15 protein-coding genes and 1 tRNA gene are annotated in these 20,046 nt (G+C 57.8%); 10 read left to right on the top strand and 6 right to left on the bottom strand.

The genetic code is table 11. The features are described 5' to 3' along the window. Positions 1 to 122 precede the first annotated feature (122 nt). The 5 genes from ACFPDR_RS01450 to ACFPDR_RS01430 are packed head-to-tail and all read right to left on the bottom strand — an operon-like array spanning position 123 to position 5,277. Positions 123 to 2,231 carry a TonB-dependent receptor family protein gene (locus ACFPDR_RS01450; protein ID WP_376910294.1) on the bottom strand — a complete coding sequence of 703 codons (2,109 nt, stop codon included), beginning with the start codon at positions 2,229 to 2,231 and terminating at the stop codon, positions 123 to 125. Between the two features lie 23 nt (positions 2,232 to 2,254). Further along, positions 2,255 to 2,698: a CopD family copper resistance protein gene (locus tag ACFPDR_RS01445; protein WP_035270184.1), complete on the bottom strand. Its 444-nt coding sequence runs from the start codon at positions 2,696 to 2,698 to the stop codon at positions 2,255 to 2,257. Then, positions 2,695 to 3,396 carry an ABC transporter ATP-binding protein gene (locus tag ACFPDR_RS01440; RefSeq protein WP_376910291.1) on the bottom strand — a complete coding sequence of 234 codons (702 nt, stop codon included), beginning with the start codon at positions 3,394 to 3,396 and terminating at the stop codon, positions 2,695 to 2,697. The genes ACFPDR_RS01445 and ACFPDR_RS01440 overlap by 4 nt, the downstream gene beginning before the upstream one ends. After that, positions 3,389 to 4,168, bottom strand: coding sequence for an ABC transporter permease (locus tag ACFPDR_RS01435; protein ID WP_088451923.1), 780 nt, complete (start codon positions 4,166 to 4,168; stop codon positions 3,389 to 3,391). The genes ACFPDR_RS01440 and ACFPDR_RS01435 overlap by 8 nt, the downstream gene beginning before the upstream one ends. After that, positions 4,165 to 5,277, bottom strand: a complete 1,113-nt coding sequence (locus ACFPDR_RS01430; protein ID WP_376910289.1) for an ABC transporter substrate-binding protein — start codon at positions 5,275 to 5,277, stop codon at positions 4,165 to 4,167. Before ACFPDR_RS01430 ends, ACFPDR_RS01435 begins: the two co-directional genes overlap by 4 nt. 229 nt (positions 5,278 to 5,506) lie before the next feature. Between ACFPDR_RS01430 and ACFPDR_RS01425 the strand changes: the two genes are divergently transcribed. The 9 genes from ACFPDR_RS01425 (at position 5,507) to ACFPDR_RS01385 (ending at position 16,470) form a co-directional block, all read left to right on the top strand. Continuing rightward, entirely contained in the window at positions 5,507 to 6,220 is a 714-nt protein-coding gene (locus tag ACFPDR_RS01425) for a Crp/Fnr family transcriptional regulator (protein WP_088451921.1), read from the top strand. Positions 6,221 to 6,307: 87 nt separating this feature from the next. Next, on the top strand, positions 6,308 to 6,982 hold the full coding sequence (locus ACFPDR_RS01420; protein WP_376910287.1) for a DUF1971 domain-containing protein: 675 nt from the start codon (positions 6,308 to 6,310) through the stop codon (positions 6,980 to 6,982). Positions 6,983 to 7,219: 237 nt separating this feature from the next. Further along, a complete protein-coding gene (gene fdnG / locus ACFPDR_RS01415; protein ID WP_143241241.1) occupies positions 7,220 to 10,294 on the top strand; it encodes a formate dehydrogenase-N subunit alpha in 3,075 nt (1,024 codons plus the stop codon). 3 nt (positions 10,295 to 10,297) lie between these two features. Further along, positions 10,298 to 11,215 carry a formate dehydrogenase subunit beta gene (gene fdxH / locus ACFPDR_RS01410; RefSeq protein ID WP_021447214.1) on the top strand — a complete coding sequence of 306 codons (918 nt, stop codon included), beginning with the start codon at positions 10,298 to 10,300 and terminating at the stop codon, positions 11,213 to 11,215. Beyond that, positions 11,208 to 11,861 carry a formate dehydrogenase subunit gamma gene (locus ACFPDR_RS01405; protein ID WP_009463457.1) on the top strand — a complete coding sequence of 218 codons (654 nt, stop codon included), beginning with the start codon at positions 11,208 to 11,210 and terminating at the stop codon, positions 11,859 to 11,861. The genes fdxH and ACFPDR_RS01405 overlap by 8 nt, the downstream gene beginning before the upstream one ends. Positions 11,862 to 11,938: 77 nt before the next feature. Continuing rightward, positions 11,939 to 12,865 (top strand): formate dehydrogenase accessory protein FdhE, encoded by a 927-nt coding sequence (gene fdhE / locus ACFPDR_RS01400; RefSeq protein ID WP_376910284.1) that lies wholly within the window; start codon positions 11,939 to 11,941, stop codon positions 12,863 to 12,865. 87 nt (positions 12,866 to 12,952) lie between these two features. Then, on the top strand, positions 12,953 to 14,371 hold the full coding sequence (gene selA / locus ACFPDR_RS01395; RefSeq protein ID WP_060185417.1) for an L-seryl-tRNA(Sec) selenium transferase: 1,419 nt from the start codon (positions 12,953 to 12,955) through the stop codon (positions 14,369 to 14,371). Then, on the top strand, positions 14,368 to 16,287 hold the full coding sequence (selB, locus tag ACFPDR_RS01390) for a selenocysteine-specific translation elongation factor (protein WP_376910282.1): 1,920 nt from the start codon (positions 14,368 to 14,370) through the stop codon (positions 16,285 to 16,287). Before selA ends, selB begins: the two co-directional genes overlap by 4 nt. Positions 16,288 to 16,374: 87 nt before the next feature. Then, positions 16,375 to 16,470: transfer RNA gene (locus tag ACFPDR_RS01385), tRNA-Sec, on the top strand. Positions 16,471 to 16,530: 60 nt separating this feature from the next. Here ACFPDR_RS01385 and ACFPDR_RS01380 read toward each other — a convergent pair. Further along, positions 16,531 to 17,313, bottom strand: coding sequence for an aldolase (locus ACFPDR_RS01380; protein WP_083054837.1), 783 nt, complete (start codon positions 17,311 to 17,313; stop codon positions 16,531 to 16,533). A gap of 276 nt (positions 17,314 to 17,589) precedes the next feature. On the opposite strand from ACFPDR_RS01380, the gene ACFPDR_RS01375 reads away from it, so the two are divergent. Then, on the top strand, positions 17,590 to 19,848 hold the full coding sequence (locus ACFPDR_RS01375) for a FepA family TonB-dependent siderophore receptor (RefSeq protein WP_376910280.1): 2,259 nt from the start codon (positions 17,590 to 17,592) through the stop codon (positions 19,846 to 19,848). The last annotated feature ends 198 nt before the right edge of the window (positions 19,849 to 20,046 follow it).

The following is a 20,046-nucleotide window of genomic DNA, read 5'->3' as shown; positions in this document are numbered from 1 at the left end:
CAGGACCGGCAACTGCTCAAGCCCCAAGGCCCCGGCGCAGGCCAGAGGGGCGTCTTCACTGAGACAATTCCTGCCTAATCGTTAACTAATCATCAAGCCAAAAACCAAGGCATCAAAAACGATCAGAAGTTATATTTCACCCCACCAAAGAAACTCCTGCCATTGCCCGCCAGATAAGTAGGCATCGCCTCCGAAGCCGAACGTCGAATCACATAACTACTGGCGTAGGTCTTATCAAAAATGTTATCCGCCATCAGATAAGCACTCCAATGCTTGTCATGCTGATAAGCGACCTTGAAACCCCAAATGGCATAAGCATTTTGATGCGTGCCTTCCACATTCTGATGGTTGGTCGGCGTATCCGAAGCCAGCCAGCGCACGTTCGGCCCAAACCGCCAGCCTCCACGTCGATACATCAGTTCTGCACCCAGCAAATGCTTGGGCACCCCGGCAATACGATTGCCTTCATACTCGCCCCCTCGGAAGCGGAAATCACTATAGGTATAGGACAGACGGTAGTCCCAGCGCCCTGCAGCCGGAGCAGGCAAGGAACCGCTCAAACCAGCCTCCACGCCCTGGTGCCGCGTCCGATCAGCATAGTTAAATGTCACCGATGAAGCCCCGGTTGCATCACTGACAGCCATCAGCTCATCTTTCACATTGCTGCGATACACAGCCAGGGACCAGTCCACCGCCGACTCGCCACTGCCCCAACGCCCGGCACCACCCAACTCAAAAGTCGTCGCCTTTTGCACATTCAATTCCGTCAGCCCTGTCACTGCCGAGCGCACATTCATGGGCTGCGGTACTTCCGCACTGATGATCTCCCAATACGTAGGCGCCTCATGACTACGGCTGACATTGGCAAACACCCGCAAATCCTCGGACGGCTGCCACACCACGCCCAGTTTCGGGCTGGCGTAGGACCATTTCTGGTTCAGGGTATCGCCCCCCAAACGATTGCGCGCATCACGAATCGCCTGGCTGTACTTCACATCCCCCACCACGGTCCACTGGGGCGCAACCTTCCAGCTCAAACCCAACAGCGCATTGCGGTTTTCAGCCCGCAGGCGATAGTCCCCAAAGAACAAGGCACGGCTGCCATTGGCAGGATTGACCGCATACAACTCACGATCCATATCACTGCGCGCCCAGTCCAGGGCAAGGCGATAATCCAGGCTGCCTTCACGACCAGCCAACTGCCACTGTGCGCCATAGGTATTCCCCTTGGTGGGCGAAGACACCTGCGGATTCGTAAAAGTATCGTCCACCGTCTGCCAGTACAGGCCCACGGTCTGGTTGAAATCCTCGGTACCCCAATAACTACGGTTAGCCAAACGGAATTGAGTGGCCTTGCGATTCGGATCACGCTTATAGACATTGGCCGCCATATCCTGCGGCGTGCCATAGTCCCCCATCACACTGCGCGGATCGCTGTAAAGACGCTCACGCGGGACCACATTGGGAATATCAAACTTCAAATCCACATAGGACAGGTAAGTGCGGTTCTCGAACTGCCCGCGCTTGAAACCGATATTGCCCTGCACATTCGTGCGCTCGGAATCCGAGTGATGACGGTAGCCATCAGCCTTGTCATGGCTGACTGCCAAGCGCCCATCAAACTCGTTCGTCTGAAAACCCTTGGCGGCATACAAACCCAGACGCCCGAAACTGCCGCCCTCCACGCTGATGGCGTCACCCTGCGTACCGTTCATGGAGCGAAAATCCAATTCTCCACCTAAAGTGGTCGCACTGGCCGACAAGGCATTTGCACCACGCCGCACGCTGATCAAGGAGCTGTTGCGCGGTTCCAGAAAGCCGATCACAAACGAGCCGTCCGCCTCGTTCAAAGGCAGACCATCTTGCAACAGCAAGACACCTCGATTAACCGGATTACTTTGAATCCCCGAACCGCGAATATTGAGCCGAGGCTGATCAATCCCGCCAAAGAAATCCTGCACTACCAAACCAGGCTGATAGTCCATGGCATCGCGCAAAGTCACCAGACGCAGCTCTTCCTGCGGCTGAATCAAATTGGTGCCTCCAGGCACCGCATCCAGGCGAGCCTTTTCTTGTCGCAGGTCGGCCTGCAGCACGCTTTGCCCGACAGGCGCCTTGATGACAATGGGAGACAAGGTAGAGGTAGACGGGTCGGCCCAGGCGGCGCCCGACCACAGCCCTCCCAGCGCCAGGCTGACTGTCAGCCGACGCAATACAGGAACGTGTAACATCGTATTCTCGATAGAAAGTGAAATTACCAGTGCAGATAAAACATGGTCTTGGCCAGGATCACGATCCCGACCATGTGACAGAACACGCTTAGATGAATGCGCTTGAAATGGATGGACTTCATGCGCCCGGTGCGTCGCAAAGTCATGGCCGTCAGAAAATGACCAAAAACGCTAAGCGCCAACAGAATCTTGATGGTCAAAAACAGGCCCAAAGTGTTATCGAAAGGATGGGCCAGCGCAGCGCGGTGATGCCAGGCCAAACCTATCCCGGCGCTGTACAGAACCAGCAGAACCCAGGGCATGATGCGCCGGGCACGGTCACCAATGGCAATCTCCAAGGTGCGCATGGCCTCTCGCGGAACGTGCTTGCGTATGCCTTCCAGCATCAGGACTTCAAAAAACACCGTGCCGATGAAAAACAGAGCGGCAAACAGATGGAACAGCAGGATCACGGGATAGGCAGTCATGGCGTCAAAGCCTCCTGAGACAAAAGTTGGGCGTACAAGGAATCGGCCAGACACTCACGGGCAGCGGTATCCGCCGGGGCCACCGGCTCAAACAACTGGCCTTGCCCCTTTTTCAGCAGCAGGCAGGAATCAGCGACCCGCATCAATTCACGGGGTTGATGACTGACGTACAGCAGCGCTGCTCCGGTTTCTTCCAGGCAGCGCAGGCAGACTTGAGCCAGGCTATGGCGCAGCGCCGGGTCCAGAGCACTGAAAGGTTCATCCAGCAGCAAAAGGTCCGGTTGCAAGGCAAAGGCGCGGGCCAGTGCCACCCGCTGTGCCATGCCACCGGATAGTTCACCGGGCCAGGACTGGGCAATATCGGCCAGCTCCACCTGCCCCAGCCAGTACATGGCACGTTCTTTAGCTTGCGCAGCCGACAAGCCTTGCGCACGCAGCGGAATCTGCACGTTGTCCAGCACGCTGCGCCAAGGCAACAAACGGGGCTGCTGAAACACCAGCACAGGGTGACGAAATTCGTTCCAGACCTGGCCGGAATCAGGCTTGATCAGGCCCGCAACCAAACGCAGCAAGGTACTTTTCCCTTCGCCACTAGGCCCCAGAACGCCCAGGCGCTGCCCGGCCTGCAAGGTGCAACTTAAATCCTGCAAAACCGGCTTTTGCCCGAACAGGACCTGGACATGGCTTAGCTCAAGCATGGCTGTCCTCCCGCCACTGTCCCAGACGACGCTGCAAGGGTTGCAGCAGAACAAATTCAATCGCGGCGACCAAGCCCAGAATCAGCACAACCCAGGCGTACAGCTCGGCGCTGTCAAAGGTGCTACGTGCGTTGGCCAAGGCATAGCCTGCGCCACTTTCTGCACCCAGCACTTCGGCCATCACCACCAGACGAACCCCACCGCAGCAAGCAATCAGCAAAGCGGCAGTCAAAGGAGCCGTCAGAGAAGGCAGATACAGGTGACGCAGACGGCGCCACCAGCCAAAGCGGTACACGTGGCTCATCTCGATCAGATCGCGGTCCACCTGCAACATCCCTTTGACGGTGTTCACGTACATGCCCGGCACCATCATCAGCACCGTCATGAAAATCACCATGCTCGAACCCAGGCCAAACCAGAGCATGGCCAGCACAACAACCACCACAGGCGGAATCGCCATCAATAGCCAACGCAAAGGCTCCAGCAAGCCACGCAGACGCGGGCTGTGTGCCGCCAAAATGCCTAGCGTGAAACCAATGGAGCAACCCACGCTGACGCCAATGGCCACGCGCAGCAAACTAGCTCCGGCGTCATTCAGAAAATGGCCGGACATCATCAAACGCGGAATCGCACGGGCGGTTTCCATGGGCGAAGCCATCAGCAAGGGCCCCAGAAACATGGCGCTGATCTGCCAGCACAGCAGAATCAGCAGCACACCCACGACGCCCCATGCACGAGAGCTACGTGCCGATAAATTCGACTTGCTTTTCATGGTCCATAAAACCCGGCAGCAGGCAGGCCACCACCCAAGGCTTGGGGATGCTGATCCGCCAGCAATTGGTACAGCGCCTCCAGTTGAGGGCGGATTTCATTGGCTGGACGACTATCCAGACGAGTCTTTTCAATCGCGGTTTGAATTGCCGGAACCGGGAACTGAGGCAAATAGCCATGAACCATTTGGGCGCACTCTTGCGGCTGCTGGCTGCACCAACGGGCCGACTCGGCATAAGCCCGTTCCACGGCCTGATTCAGCTCGGTATCGTGGGCCACAGTGACGTTAGCCATGACGCCGGCTTGCGGCAGCGCCTGTTGCAAAGGAAAAGCCTGCGCCCAGGCTTGCTCCAGACTTTGACCGCGATGCAGCTCCACCTTCTTCTGCTCCGCCTGCCACAAGAGCAAGGAAGCAGTGGGCTCAACTAGCAAGGCTTGATCGCCCTGGCCGGTCAGCATCAAGGCAATGGCGTCCTGAGCATCGCGCGTACGACGCAAGCGCACAGCTTCCTTACCCCCTTGGGCTTGCTTGGCCAGCAAGGTATCCAGCAAGACAGCAGGCAGATCGCGCTGAAATGGCACCAGCAGTTCCTTACCGGCCAGATCGCTAAAGCTCTTGACGGCGGGATCACGGCTGACTAGCCACAAAATGCCCCAGACCGAAATATTCAGCTGTTTGACGGCCTGCCCCTTGTTGAACATCAAGGCAGACAAATTGCTGGGTGCAGCGCTGTAATCCACTTCCTTTTTAGCCAGCAGAACACGCAACTGATCCGGGTTCTGCCACAGACGAAACTCCAGCTTGTCCGTGTATTGGCTCAAGGCCTGGGTCTGCGCCATATGCATCAAGGGATAGGACACCACCGCGCCTGGGCCGGCCAGAGTCAGAGACTCGTAACGGGGAGCGGCCTGGGCACCTGCTACCAGCGAGGCCAGGAGCAAGCCAGGCAAAACACGGCTCAAGATCTTGCGAACGAACATCCCACGGCCATCTCTTTTGGAGTTACCCAGCGTCGTAGAGGCAAACCGAGCACGAACCCGCTCCTTAACCCCACCAAAAACGTGAACCTGTGCCCCGTTTGTTAGATCAAGTTCATCCAGACGGGGCATGGCAGCACGCTTACCTGATAAGCCAGCATCAATTGCCTTGGGGGTAGCCTGATTTAAGGGAAGTCCACGCGCATGGCTGGCTATAGCCCGCTGCCCTCTGTCTAAACGGGCACTTTTTCCCTGAGATGCAGCCCAGCGACGAAACCCTTGATAGATATATGACATGAAGATTTGTATAATGAGAACTATTATCAAATGGGAATTCTCCCATCTTCATCCCAGCCCCCCAATGACAAAAGTCAACATGCCCGGCTCGTGTCCAGCTTTGTTTGAATTGCTGGCTCGCCACCGTCTCCTGCAAGGTTTGCCCATCGAGGTCATCCAGCATTTGTGCCGTGACGCTTTGGCTCAAAACGCCAGCTCTGGGCAGATTCTGTTCAATGAAGGCGACGAGGCCCGCTATTGCTTGCTGGTGGACAGTGGACAGGTAGAAATCCTGCGCTACAGCCAAAATGGCGACGAACGTGTTTTCAATGTTTTCGAGCCCGGCCAATTGGTGGCGGAAGCCGCCATGTTCATGCCGCATGGACGCTACCCCATGTGCGCTCGCGCCAAGGGAACCGTGCGCGTCTACAAACTCTCGCGCAGCAGCCTGCAAGAAGCCTGCCGCCGCTGGCCCGAACTGGCCATGAACATGATGGCGGGCCTGAGCAGCGCCTTGTATGCACAAGTCAATAAAGTGGACTGGATTTCAGCCAGCTCGGCCGCCGAGCGTTTGGCGAACTACTTGCTCAATCTGCAAGCCCGCCAAGGGGAAAAAATCCAGTTACCCTTGAACCAACGGCAACTGGCCGCCCATCTGGGTATACGGGCAGAGACCTTGAGCCGATTGTTTACCGACTGGCAGGCGCGTGGTTACGTCAGTGGCAAACGCAGCGATTGGCAGGTACATGACCAGGCCCACCTGCGCCGCTTGGCCAGTCCAGCCCAACGCTCTTTTTAAGCGATCGACGCACTCATGACTTTTGTCATTTGAGTACTTTTCAAGCAGACCGAGAATGCCGACTTTTAGCTTCTCTGCTTGATACTCATGACACACTTGCCGCCACAGACCGCTTACACTGAAGCCGACATTCGCCAATTGGTGACCCAGTTCTACGCCCAGGTTCGGCAAGATGCGCAGCTAGGCCCGATTTTTGAACACAATGTGCAGGACTGGGACGAGCATCTGGATATGCTGTGCGATTTCTGGTCGGCCATTTTGCTGGGCACACGCCGCTTCAAGGGCGCCCCGATTGCGCGCCATGCGGCCCTGCCCGAGTTATCCTGGCCCTTGTTTGAACGCTGGCTGGAAATTTTCCACCAAACCACGGCCACGCTGGGCAAACCCACCCTGCAACAAAAGGCAGACGCTATGGCAGACCGCATTGCCGCCAAACTTTGGCAGACCTATCAGGCGCAAAGCAATCAAACGCGCCTGCCTGACACCCTGCCTGAAGGGCTGGAGCGCTACAGCCAATCCCCCGTTTTCACGCCGGCCAATTTGCCCGAGGCCTTGCGCCGTGCCCACAACACCAAAGTTGGCACCTGGGGCCTGCTGCGTGTTCAAACCGGCGTGCTGCGCTTTGCTCTGGATCAGGAGCCTTTTACTGAAGTGGTGCTGACAGCCGGACAATGTGTGGCGATTGAGCCCCAAGTTCTGCATCACGTGGAGTTCGAACTGCCCGGCAGCTTTCAGATCGAATTCTTCAAACAAGCCCGCTAAATTGAAAAAATCCCTTGCAAATAGTAGGTGAATACCCGCATCACCGACTACACTTGCGGCTCCGGCGTGAAAACCTCAATAGAATCAAGATTGTCCTTGATCAATTAGACACGCCCTCTTGGCAGTAGCCCATAAGTTCAACGCTTATACTGTTCAACTATAAAACAGGGGCAGAGCTCACAAGGCGCCTCCCCTGACGATTTCAAACACGAAAACACAATCCTATTGGAGAGCCGCATGGTGAACATGAATCGGCGTCAGTTCTTCAAAGTGACGGGGGCCTCGCTGGCCAGTTCCAGCATGGTCTTGCTGGGCGCTGCGCCCACCCCCGCCATGGCGGAAGTCAGGCAGTACAAACTGACCCGCATGACAGAGACGCGCAATACCTGTCCTTACTGTTCCGTAGCCTGTGGGGTGCTGCTGTACTCCCGTGGTGACGGCGCCATGAATGCCGAGCCCAGCGTGGTTCACATTGAAGGCGATGCCGACCACCCCGTGAACCGCGGCACACTCTGTCCCAAGGGCGCAGGCTTGGTGGATTTCATCAAGAGCCCCAACCGACTCAAATACCCTGAATACCGTGCCGCTGGCTCGGACAAGTGGGAACGCATCTCCTGGGAAGACGCTTTCACGCGTATTGCCAAGCTGATGAAAGAAGACCGCGACGCCAACTTCCAGACCACCGCTGAAGACGGCACCGTCGTCAACCGTTGGCTGACCACCGGCATGCTGGCTGCTTCGGCAAGTAGTAACGAAGTGGGCTATGTCACCCATAAAGTCATCCGCAGCATGGGTGTACTGGCGTTCGATAACCAAGCACGTGTCTGACACGGCCCGACGGTGGCAGGTCTTGCCCCGACGTTTGGCCGTGGAGCGATGACGAACCATTGGGTCGACATCAAGAACGCGGATATTGTGCTGATTATGGGCGGCAACGCAGCCGAGGCGCACCCCTGTGGTTTCAAATGGGTGACCGAGGCCAAAGCACACAACAATGCAAAACTGATCGTTGTGGATCCACGCTTTACGCGTTCGGCATCCGTAGCGGACTTTTACGCGCCTATACGTACCGGTAGTGACATCACCTTCCTGGGTGGCGTCATCAAATACCTGCTGGACAACGACAAGATCCAGCACGAATACGTGCGCAACTACACCGATATGCCCTTTATCGTGCGCGAAGACTTTGACTTCGAGCAGGGGCTGTATTCGGGCTACAACGAAGAAAAACGCAGCTACGACAAGTCCTCCTGGGACTACGAGCTGGGCGAGGACGGCTACGTCAAGACGGACCCCACCTTGCAACACCCACGCTCGGTCTACCAACTGCTGCGCAAGCACTACGAGCGCTACACGCCCGAGATGGTGGAACGCGTCTGTGGCACGCCCAAGGACAAGTTCCTGAAAGTCTGTGAAATGCTGGCCTCGACCGCTGAACCGGGTCGCGCGGGCACCATCCTGTATGCGCTGGGCTGGACGCAACACAGTATTGGTTCGCAGATCATCCGTACCGGCGCCATGGTCCAGCTGCTGCTGGGCAATATTGGTATTGCCGGCGGTGGCATGAACGCGCTGCGCGGGCACTCCAACATTCAGGGTCTGACTGACCTGGGTTTGATGTCCAACCTGCTGCCCGGCTATCTGACTTTGCCCAACCAGGCCGAGAAAGAGTTTGACGGCTACATCGGCGCACGTGCCCAACAGCCGCTACGCCCCAACCAGCTAAGCTACTGGCGCAACTACAAGAAGTTCCACGTCAGCCTGATGAAAGCCTGGTTTGGTGATGCCGCCCAGGCCGAGAACAACTGGGCCTACGACTATCTGCCCAAGCTGGACAAGCTCTACGACATGCTGCAAGTGTTCGAGCTGATGGACGAAGGCAAGATGACGGGCTACATCTGTCAGGGCTTCAACCCCCTGGCGGCGGCACCGTACAAGGCCAAGCTGCTGCGTGGTTTCTCCAAGCTCAAGTACATGGTCATCATGGACCCGCTGGTTACGGAAACGTCAGAGTTCTGGAAGAACTATGGCGAGCACAATGATGTCGATTCCGCTTCCATCCAGACCGAAGTCTTCCGTCTGCCCACCACCTGTTTCGCCGAGGAAGAAGGCGCACTGGTGAACTCGGGCCGCTGGTTGCAATGGCACTGGAAGGCCGCCAACCCTCCGGGCGAGGCCAAGAGCGACATTGAGATCATGAGTACGCTGTTCACGCGTATTCGCTCTCTGTACCAGAAAGAAGGCGGTGCCTTCCCTGATCCGATCCTGAACCTGTCCTGGCCCTACTCCAACCCGGATGATCCAACCGCCGCTGAACTGGCCAAGGAATACTCGGGCCGCGCACTGGTGGATCTGCATGATCCCAAGGATCCGACGAAGATCACGCGTAAGGCAGGCGAGCAGCTGGATGGCTTTGCCGAATTGCGCGACGACGGCACCACGCTAAGCGGTTGCTGGATCTATGCCGGTGCCTGGACGCAGCAAGGCAACCTGATGGCTCGCCGCGACAATAGCGATCCAACCGGAATCGGCCAGACGCTGAACTGGGCCTGGGCCTGGCCAGCCAACCGCCGCGTGCTCTACAACCGTGCATCCTGTGACCTGACCGGCAAACCCTTTGACCCACGTCGCAGCCTGGTTCACTGGGATGGCAAGCGCTGGGGTGGTGCGGACGTCCCTGACTACAAGGCCGATGAGAATCCGGCTGATGGCATGGGCCCGTTCATCATGAACCCCGAAGGTGTCGCCCGCTTCTTTGCCCGTAAAGGCATGGCAGAAGGCCCCTTCCCCGAGCACTACGAGCCTTTTGAAAGCCCCTTGAGCTACAACCCGCTCAGTCCTGACGAACCACGTGCCATGACCAACCCGGCGGCCCGTATCTTCAAGGACGACCTGGCGGCCATGGGTACGGTAGACAAGTTCCCCTATGTGGGCACCACCTACCGCCTGACCGAGCACTTCCACTACTGGACCAAGCACGTGAAGTTGAACGCCATCGTGCAGCCCGAACAGTTTGTGGAAATTGGCGAGGAGCTGGCCAAGGAAGTGGGCATTGTGCAAGGTGACCGCGTCAAGGTGTCCTCCAACCGTGGCTATATCAAGGCCGTGGCGGTGGTGACCAAGCGCATCAAGGCCTTGAACGTGGATGGCAAGGTTGTCCACCAAGTGGGTATCCCGCTGCACTGGGGATTTGTGGGTCTGGCCCGACCTGGTTTCCTGATCAATGCGCTGACCCCGCCGGTAGGCGATGGCAACTCGCAAACGCCGGAGACCAAGGCCTTCCTGGTTCAACTTGAAAAGGTTAAGGAGTAAGCCATGGCCTTGCAATCACTTGATATCAAACGGCGCTCCGCAACCACCACCCCATCGCCCAGCGTGCGCGAGCCCGTGGGCGGGGAAGTGGCCAAGCTGATCGACACCAGTAAGTGCATTGGCTGTAAGGCCTGTCAGGTCGCCTGCATGGAATGGAACGATACGCGCGACGAAATCGGTCACAACGTCGGGGTGTATGACAACCCGGCCGACCTGACCGACAAGTCCTGGACCATCATGCGTTTTGCGGAGTATGAAAACCCCGCTGGCGATCTGGAATGGCTGATTCGCAAAGACGGCTGCATGCACTGCGAGGATCCGGGCTGCCTGAAGGCCTGTCCCTCGCCAGGCGCCATCGTGCAGTACACCAACGGCATTGTGGATTTCCACGAGGAAAACTGCATTGGCTGCGGCTACTGCGTTACCGGCTGTCCTTTCGATGTGCCTCGCATTTCGGAAAAGGACAAGAAAGCCTACAAGTGCACCTTGTGTTCGGACCGTGTGGCGGTCGGACAGGAACCGGCCTGTGCCAAGACCTGTCCTACCGGCGCGATTGTGTTCGGTACCAAAGAAGACATGCAGCACCACGCTGCAGAGCGTATCGAAGACCTGAAATCGCGCGGCTTTGAAAACGCAGGTTTGTACGACCCGGCTGGAGTGGGTGGCACCCACGTCATGTACGTGCTGCACCACGCCGACAAGCCCGAGCTGTACAGCGACCTGCCCAAGGACCCGCAAATCAGTCCGATGGTCTCGCTCTGGAAGGGAGTGGCCAAGCCGCTGGGGGTTGCTGCCATGGCACTGACCGCCCTGATTGGTTTCTTCCACTACATCCGAACCGGTCCTAACGAGACCGACGAGGAAGACGAGCGCCGCGCCGACGAGGACGCACGCAAGATCCAGGAGGCTCACCATGACTGATCACAACCGCAAGGGCTTGATTCAGCGCTACACCACCAGTCAGCGCATTAATCACTGGATCATTGCCATGAGCTTTGTGCTCCTGGCCTTGTCCGGGCTGGCGCTGTTTCATCCGTCAATGTTCTGGCTGACCAACCTGTTTGGCGGCGGTCCGTGGACACGCATTCTGCACCCGTTCATTGGTGTGGTGATGTTTGTGTGCTTTTTCCTGTTTGCGGCCCGCATGGTACGGCACAATATGTTCTCCAAGGGTGACGCGGCCTGGCTGCGTCACTTCAAGGACGTGCTCAATGCCAAGGACGAGCGCATTCCCGAAGTAGGCCGCTATAACGCCGGGCAAAAAATCCTGTTTTTTGCTTTGGTGATCTTCATGATCGGCCTGCTGGCAACCGGTGTGGTGATGTGGCGCGAATACTTTTCCGCCTTCTTCCCCATCTGGGCTATCCGCCTGGCCTCCGTGCTGCACGCGGTCTGCGCCCTGCTGATGATCTGCGCGATTATCGTGCACATCTACGCCGGTATCTGGGTAAAAGGTTCGGTCAAAGCCATGACCCGCGGTACGGTTACCCGTGCCTGGGCCTGGAAGCACCACCGCGCCTGGTTCCGTGAAGAAATGGAAAAAGGTCCCAGCCGTCCTGCCGAATAGGCGGGGCTCTGGTACATAAGCAACCCGGCTGCCATGCACCATTTCGGGCATGGCAGCCTTGTTTTCAGGAGTCTGTCTTGCAACGCATCCTTCCGCGCGGCGAAATCGAAAGTCTGGACCACACCTCCATCCCCCGACTGCGCCTGCCTGTGCGAGCCAGCGTCTTTGCTGACCGAGCAGCACGTCTGCGTCAATTGGCTGACGGCAATCTCGTTGGTGCCTACCTGCTCTTGCTGGCACATCTGGTTGATGGACAGCACAAACAACTCAATGCCCTGCCCCCGGCCGAACTGCCCGCCGAGGTGCTGGAAACAGCACAAAGACACGGTATGCCACCCTTGCTGGCATCGGGCTGGAAACGCGATCCACAGTGGCTCAGCATTTTGAGCAGTCTGCTCAATCACATGATCAACACTTCGGACGTGCCTGCAGCCGCCCAAGAAGTCTGTCAGAGCCTGCTAAAGAAAGCCGAGTCTGACCCACAAAAACTGGAAGATCTGGCTGACGCGATTCTGGCCGAGCAATTGCCTGAGCAAGACGGTGCCGCGGCACCTTTTGTCATGGCCGCCTTGCAGGTTTACTGGACTCACCTGGCCTGCTCGCTGACCGAGGGCCAACTGTCTGTAACCAGCCCCTTTGGCGTATGCCCGTCCTGCGGCAGCCTGCCTGTATCCAGCGTGGTGCGTGTGGGTGGTCGTGAAGATGGTTGCCGCTACATGTGCTGCCCGCGCTGCAGCGTGGAATGGCATCTGGTGCGTGTCACCTGCTCGCATTGCGAAAGCACCAAAAGCGTGGCGTATCACGCCATTGAAGATGGCCCGGAAGGCATCAAGGCCGAGTCCTGCGACAACTGCCATACCTACCGCAAAATCTTCTATCAGGAAAAGCAGCTGGGCATTGACCCGGTAGCGGACGACCTGGCCAGTCTGGCTTTGGACGTTCTGATGGGTGAAGAAGGCTATTCCCGCGCCAGCGGCAATCCACTTCTTTGGCACCAGTCTTAAGCTAAGATTCCCCTACGCCTTGCTGCCCCGAGCACAAGGCGTAGCTGACGGACCCTGCCCATAGACTCAAACGCCTGCCTTTGAATGATGAGCCCTACGCCTGAACTCTCCCCCGCCCACATCCCTTCCCTGGATCGCTTGCTGCGCTCGCCAGAGTTCGAGCCCTTGCTAAGCCAGTTCGGTCACACACGCCTGAGTCAACGCACTCGTGCCCATTTGCAGGCACTGCGGGAGGCCGTGTTGAAGGGATCACTAAGCCCCCAGGACCTGGAGCCCGCTCAGCTCGCCAATGCACTGCAGGCCAAGCTGCAAGAAGAATCCCGCCTGCAGCTACGCCCGGTCTTTAACCTGACCGGCACCGTACTGCACACCAATCTTGGGCGTGCGATGCTGCCGGATGAAGCCATACAGGCTGTCGTCCAGGCCATGCGCTCGCCCGCCAATCTGGAATTTGATCTGGAAACCGGTGGCCGAGGCGACCGCGATGACCTGATCAACCCCTTACTCTGCGAACTGACCGGCGCTGAAGCCGCCACAGTCGTGAACAATAATGCGGCTGCCGTGCTGCTGATGCTCAGCACCCTGAGCTCCCGGCGCGAAACGGTTGTCTCGCGTGGCGAACTGGTTGAAATTGGCGGGGCCTTTCGTATTCCCGACATCATGAAGCGTGCCGGTGCTCGCCTGCATGAGGTAGGCACCACCAACCGTACCCACGCAGCTGATTACGAAAACGCCATCAACGAGCGCAGCGCCATGTTGATGAAGGTGCATTGCAGCAACTACGCTGTCAAAGGCTTCACCAAAAGCGTTTCGGTCGAAGAAGTTGCACAGATAGCCAAAAAACACGGCCTGCCCACCAGCGTGGATCTGGGCAGCGGCACCTTGGTGGACCTGAGCCAATGGGGCCTGCCGCCTGAGCCCACCGTGCGCGAGACCATCGAAGCCGGTGCCGATATCGTGACCTTCAGCGGCGACAAGCTACTGGGTGGCCCCCAGGCCGGTCTGATCGTAGGCCGTGCAGACCTGATCGCCAAGATCAAGAAAAACCCGCTTAAACGTGCTCTGCGCGTGGGCAAAATCACCTTGGCCGCACTGGAACCTGTGCTGGCCTTGTACCGTTCGCCAGAGCGCCTGCCCGAGCACCTGACCACCTTGCGTCTGCTGACTCGACCTTCGGCTGAAATGCGTGCCCAAGCACTACGTTTGGCCCCTGTCTTGCAGCAATGGGTGGGGACACAATTTGCAGTCGAACCCACTGCCATGCTGAGCCAGATCGGCAGCGGTGCGTTGCCCGAAGACGTACTGCCCAGCTTTGGACTGCGCTTTGCCTACCAAGGCACAGGCCGTCCGGGCCGCCATCTGACTCAACTGGAAAAACGCCTGCGCACTTTGCCCCAGCCCGTCATCGGGCGCATTGCGCAAGATGCCTTTTGGCTGGACTTGCGCTGCCTGGAAGAGCCCTTTGAGGCCGCCTTCAGCGCACAACTGATTCCCGAGCAAGCATGATTGTTGGCACCGCAGGACATATCGATCACGGCAAAACCACCTTGATCCGCGCCTTGACCGGCGTGGATACCGATCGTCTGGACGAGGAAAAAAAGCGCGGCATCTCCATCCAGCTGGGCTATGCCTATACACCGTTGCCCGACGGACAGATCCTGGGCTTTATTGATGTGCCCGGTCACGAACGTCTGGTGCACACCATGGTCGCAGGTGCGACCGGTATTGATTTTGGCTTGCTGATCGTGGCCGCAGATGACGGCGTCATGCCACAAACCCGCGAGCATCTGGCCGTACTGCAATTGCTGGGTTTGCAGGCGGGAGCCATCGTCCTGAGCAAGGCGGATCGCGCTGATGCTGCCAGAATTGAATTCGTCAAAGCCGAGCTGCAAGCACTTGTCCAAGGAAGCTTTCTGGACAATGCCCCCATCTTCGTTGTTGATGCCCTGTCCGCCGACAAACCCGGCCTGGAAGCACTGCGCCAGCATCTGCATGCACAGGCCATGCAATCCACCAAACAGGATGGCAAAGGCTATTTCCGCCTGGCCATTGACCGTGTCTTCACCTTGCAAGGTCACGGCACCGTCGTGACCGGCACAGTGCACGATGGCGTGCTGGATCTGGATGGCCCGGCGATGGACTTGCGCCTGATGCCACGCGGTACACCCGTACGAGTGCGCAGCATTCACGCCCAGAATCAGGCATCACGCCAGGCCCGTGCCGGCCAGCGTTGTGCCCTGAACCTGGGCGGAATTGATGTACAGGATATCGAGCGTGGCGACTGGCTGGCCGACGCCCGCTGCTTCATCCCCTCCACACGTATCGACGTGGAGTTGAGCCTGCTGGACAAAGATATTCCCGCCCTACGTACCTGGTCGCCCTGGCATGTCCACATGGGGGCTGCTCACCTGACGGCCCATGCCGTGCCTTTGGATGGCGAGTCCTTGCAGCCCGGCCAGTCCGGCAAAGTCCAGTTGGTCTTTGACCGCCCGATCTGCACCATGACGGGCGAGCGCTTTATCTTGCGCAACGCCCAGGCCAGCGAGACCGTCGGCGGCGGGATTGTGCTGGACCCAAATGCGCCGGACCGCAAACGACGCTCTACGACACGCCTTGCCTGGCTGGATGCCTTGGCACAATGGACGCGCGGCGGACCGTTGGAGGGCCTGCTGGCCCAAGCACCTTACGGTCTGGACGAAGCAACACTGCTGCGTCTGTCGGGAGGATCTCAACAAGGCTTGAGCGCCCCCGCCAATGCCCGCTGGCACACCGGATCCCGCCCACAAAGTCAGCCCATCTTGCTCAGCGATGCGCGCCTGGAAGCGCTGTGTCAGCACATAGAAAGCGTGATGCTGCAGTTTCACGAGCGCAATCCGGACGAGCCTGGCCTGTCCAACAGCCGCTTGCGACGCATGGCCGCCCCCACCATGCCCGACGCAATCTGGCAGCTCCTGACCGAATATCTGCTGGTAGAACAGCGCCTGGCCCGACAAGGAGCCTGGCTGCATACACCAGGCCACCGCGTCACTCTGAGCGCCGAAGACCAAGCTTTAGCCACCGCCCTGCTGCCCCTGATCGAGGCAGGCCGCTTCGACCCTCCATGGACACGCGATCTGGCCAAAGAAACCGAAGCCCCGGAAGACCAGACCCGCAACGTACTGCGCCGACTGGTACGCCAGGGGGAGCTGTTTCAGATCGTGCATGACCTGTTCTATCACCGCCGCCAGATCGCGGTGCTAGCCAATATCGTCAAGGAGCTGCACAGCGGCCAAGGCGTCAGCGCCGCGCAGTTCCGAGACGCAACGGGACTGGGCCGCAAACGGGCCATTCAGATTCTGGAGTTCTTTGATCGCGTCGGCTATACACGACGTGTGCGTGATCGCCATGTATTACGAGGTGAAGCCTGGGCAGCGGCGGATTGAACCCGGAGCTTCATGCGGGAACCAGAACAGGCAACGCCCTGATCGTTGAAGCGTCATCGGCCCTAACGTATGATAGGGCCTCTTGAAGGAAAGCATCCGTGCCCGGTGGCACGGCCGGGCTTCAAACCCGGTTGGGGGCGTCAGACGTTCCCAGGTAGGTTCGACTCCTGCTGCTTTCCGCCACCGACCTCTGGGCCAAAGCACTGCTCCAAGCTGACTCGCCCCCAAACAGCCCCCATCTTTTTACTCGAGCGCATCGACATGATGCTTCAACGCCTTGCGCACGTAATATTCAAACCCGATCTCGGACCGGCGAGGGCGCAAAATCCAGTCGTGTGCCTCGCGCCCCAACTCCGGCAATATGGGTTTGATCTTTCCGGCTGACATGGCCAGCAACTGCATCCGCGCGGCACGCTCGAACTGCAGGGCAAGCACACAGGCCTCCTCAACAGAGCTGGCCGCAATCAACATGCCATGATGCGCCAGCAAGATCGCCCGCTTATCACCCAGGGCCCGGGAAATAATCTGCCCTTCCTCATTGCCTACAGGCACACCAGGCCAGTCCTTCAGAAAAGCGCAATCCTCGTACAGCGTGCAGTTATCCATATGGGACACCTCCAGGGGCACGCCCAGCATGGATAAGGACGCGACATGCAGAGGATGGGTATGAATAATGCAATTGACATCAGGACGCGCACGATACACCCAGGAATGAAAACGGTTGGCAGGGTTGGGCATGCCCTGACCTTCCAGAACCGTCAGATCTTCATCCACCAGCAAGATATTGGACACGCTGATTTCATCAAACCCTAGCCCTAACTGCTGGGTGAAATACGTACCTTCCTGCTCGCCCCGCGCCGTAATCTGCCCCGCCAAGCCCGAATCATGACCACCATCAAACAGGATGCGACAGGTCAGAGCCAGCTTTTCTCTAACACTACGTTTCGGAACCTGAAACTGAGCCTGCATCTGCTCCTGGGCGCGGGCGATCAAAGTGGGCTTGGAGAGGTTTAGAGTACTTGTCACAAGAATTCCTTTAAATGCGTGTGATCTTTTATCAAGCAACAGCCTCAAAACGCGCTGTCTGGGGACCACACCAACCAGGACATGGAAATGCCAAAAAACACCCATGTTTTCTTGGCAGGAAGCTAAGTGTCAATTCAGAAAAATAATTCCCCTTTACTTTGACCGTGTTTTACACACCACAAATCCGTCAGCTTTCTCGACAGCCGTCACATTTTTAAACACAATCCTGATCGCGAACAATTCTCATTCTGTTTATCGTTTACTAGGAAAGTGATTATGAATTTATTGGCGCCTCCGGCTCGCCGCCCGATCTTTGCATTGGGCCTGGTCGCCACGGCTTTGGCAGCCAGTTTCAGTGCTCAGGCACAAACTTCCAACGTCCGTGGTGGGGTCACCTCGCTGGAAGAAATTCGTGTCTTGCCTTCGGCAGAAGAAGCCGTCAAACAGGCTCCTGGCGTGTCCACAATTACTGCCAAGGATATTGAAAAACGTCCTCCCGCCAACGACCTGTCCGAACTGATCCGCACCATGCCCGGCGTGAACCTGACCGGTAACAGCCCATCCGGTTCCTACGGCAATAGCCGCCAGATCGACTTGCGCGGCATGGGCCCTGAAAACACCCTGATCCTGATTGACGGCAAACCTGTCAGCTCGCGCGACTCCATTCGCATGGGGCGCGACGGTGAACGTAATACCCGTGGTGACAGCAACTGGGTGCCCGTCAACGCCATCGAACGCATTGAAGTGCTGCGTGGCCCGGCTGCTGCTCGCTATGGCTCTGGTGCTGCCGGTGGTGTCGTGAACATCATCACAAAAGCGCCTACCGATACCTTCTCCGGCTCGGTAACCGCCTACGGTCTGATTCCTGAGGACAGCGACTACGGCTCCACACGCCGTACCGGCTTTAACTTGTCCGGTCTCATTGCCGACAAGCTGTCTTTCCGCGTCTACGGCAATATCGCCAAGACAGATGCCGACAAACCCGCGTTGAACGCCCAGGCTTCCGGCATGGAAGTGAACGAAACCACCGTGCCACCAGCGGGCCGCGAGGGGGTACGCAATAAAGACGTTAACGGCTTGCTGCGCCTGGATATCAACCGGGACCACCGTCTGGAGCTGGAAGGCTCATTCAGCCGCCAAGGCAATATCTACTCAGGAGAGCGTCTGTTTAGCCGCAGCACGCAAACCATTGCATCACTTGCCGAAGATGGGGCTGAAACGAACATCATGTATCGTCGCGCCGGCTCGCTCAGCCACTATGGTGACTACGGCCAGGGCCGCCGCTCCCGCCTGACCTTTGCATATGAAGGCACGACCAACTCACGTTTGAATGAGGGCCTGGCCGGTGCCGTTGAGGGCAGCATCTCCAACCCCGGTGCCGGCTCGGTTTCCGAACTGCGTTCCCTGAACATCTCGGGCGAATACAACACACCCCTGCAGATCGCCAGCAAGCACGTCTTGATGACGGTCGGGTTCGAGCACCGCGATCAAAGCCTGGATGATGACTACGCCACTCGCTCTGGCCAAACCATCAACAAAAACACGGATTCCAAAAGCAAGGCCCGTACAACAGCCGCCTATGTGGAAGGCAATATCGAGCTGACCGACGCCTTGACCGTGACACCAGGAGTGCGGTTCGACCATCACAGCAAGTTCGGTGACAACTGGAGCCCCAGCCTGAACGCCTCCTACTTCATCACCGACAGCATCACCCTGAAAGGCGGTATCGCCCGCGCTTTCAAAGCACCTAACCTGTATCAATCCAACCCCAACTACCTGTATCAGACACGCGGCAACGGTTGCCCGTACGACCCGGTAACTGGTCAACGCGTAAGCGGTCCTTGCTACATCTTCGGTAACGACAATCTGTCGCCCGAGCGCAGCATCAACAAGGAAATCGGTCTGGCCTACGACAACGCGGGCTGGGCAGCAGGTCTGACTTACTTCCAGAACGACTACAGCAACAAGATTGTGGCCGATATGGGCGACCAGACTATTCCAGATGCAGTAAACATCGGCGGCTCTCTGGTCCGTCCCTTCCAGTGGGTGAACTCCGGCAAGGCAGTGATCCGTGGTCTGGAAGGCAACCTGACTATCCCGATCCTGGGCGAGAACGGCGACACATTGAGCCTGAGCAACAACCTGACTTACATGATCACCAACAAGTCCAAGGAAACCAATCAGCCTTTGACTGTCATCCCCCGCTACACCCTGAACAGTACGCTGGACTGGCGCGTCAACGACAAGCTATCCTTGCTGGCTACCGCCACGCTGTATGGCAAACAAAAGCCACGCTCGCACAATCTGTCCAATAACTCGGAAGTGAAAGGCGATGGTCTGCGTGAACGCGGTTCGTATGCCATCTTCGGTCTGAGCGGCGCTTACCAGGTGACCAAGTCCACCAATATCCGTCTGGGCGTGAACAACCTGTTCGACAAGCGCTTGTACCGCGAAGACTCGGGTAGCGGCCAAGGTGCCAACACCTATAACGAACCTGGTCGCCAATACTACGCAACGTTGACTGCCAGCTTCTAATGCATCTTGCCGACCTCCGGGCTTGCTCCGAAGTCTGGAGGTCTGGCACGCCATAACGTCGCTTTTTCACAACCAACATAATAATTACTCTCATTTCTATTCGAGTTATAAGGTTTCACCCTTGAACCGATAATGAGAATCGGTATCATTATTTCCGCTGTAAGGAAAATACTGCCGCCAAGAGCAAAGCAACCGCAG

It is taken from the genome of Alcaligenes sp. GCM10023179, assembly GCF_042653705.1.
GTDB classification, from domain to species: Bacteria; Pseudomonadota; Gammaproteobacteria; order Burkholderiales; family Burkholderiaceae_B; genus Alcaligenes; species Alcaligenes phenolicus.
Note: the sequence above shows the minus strand (reverse complement) of the source record. Positions and strands in the feature narration are given on the sequence as shown.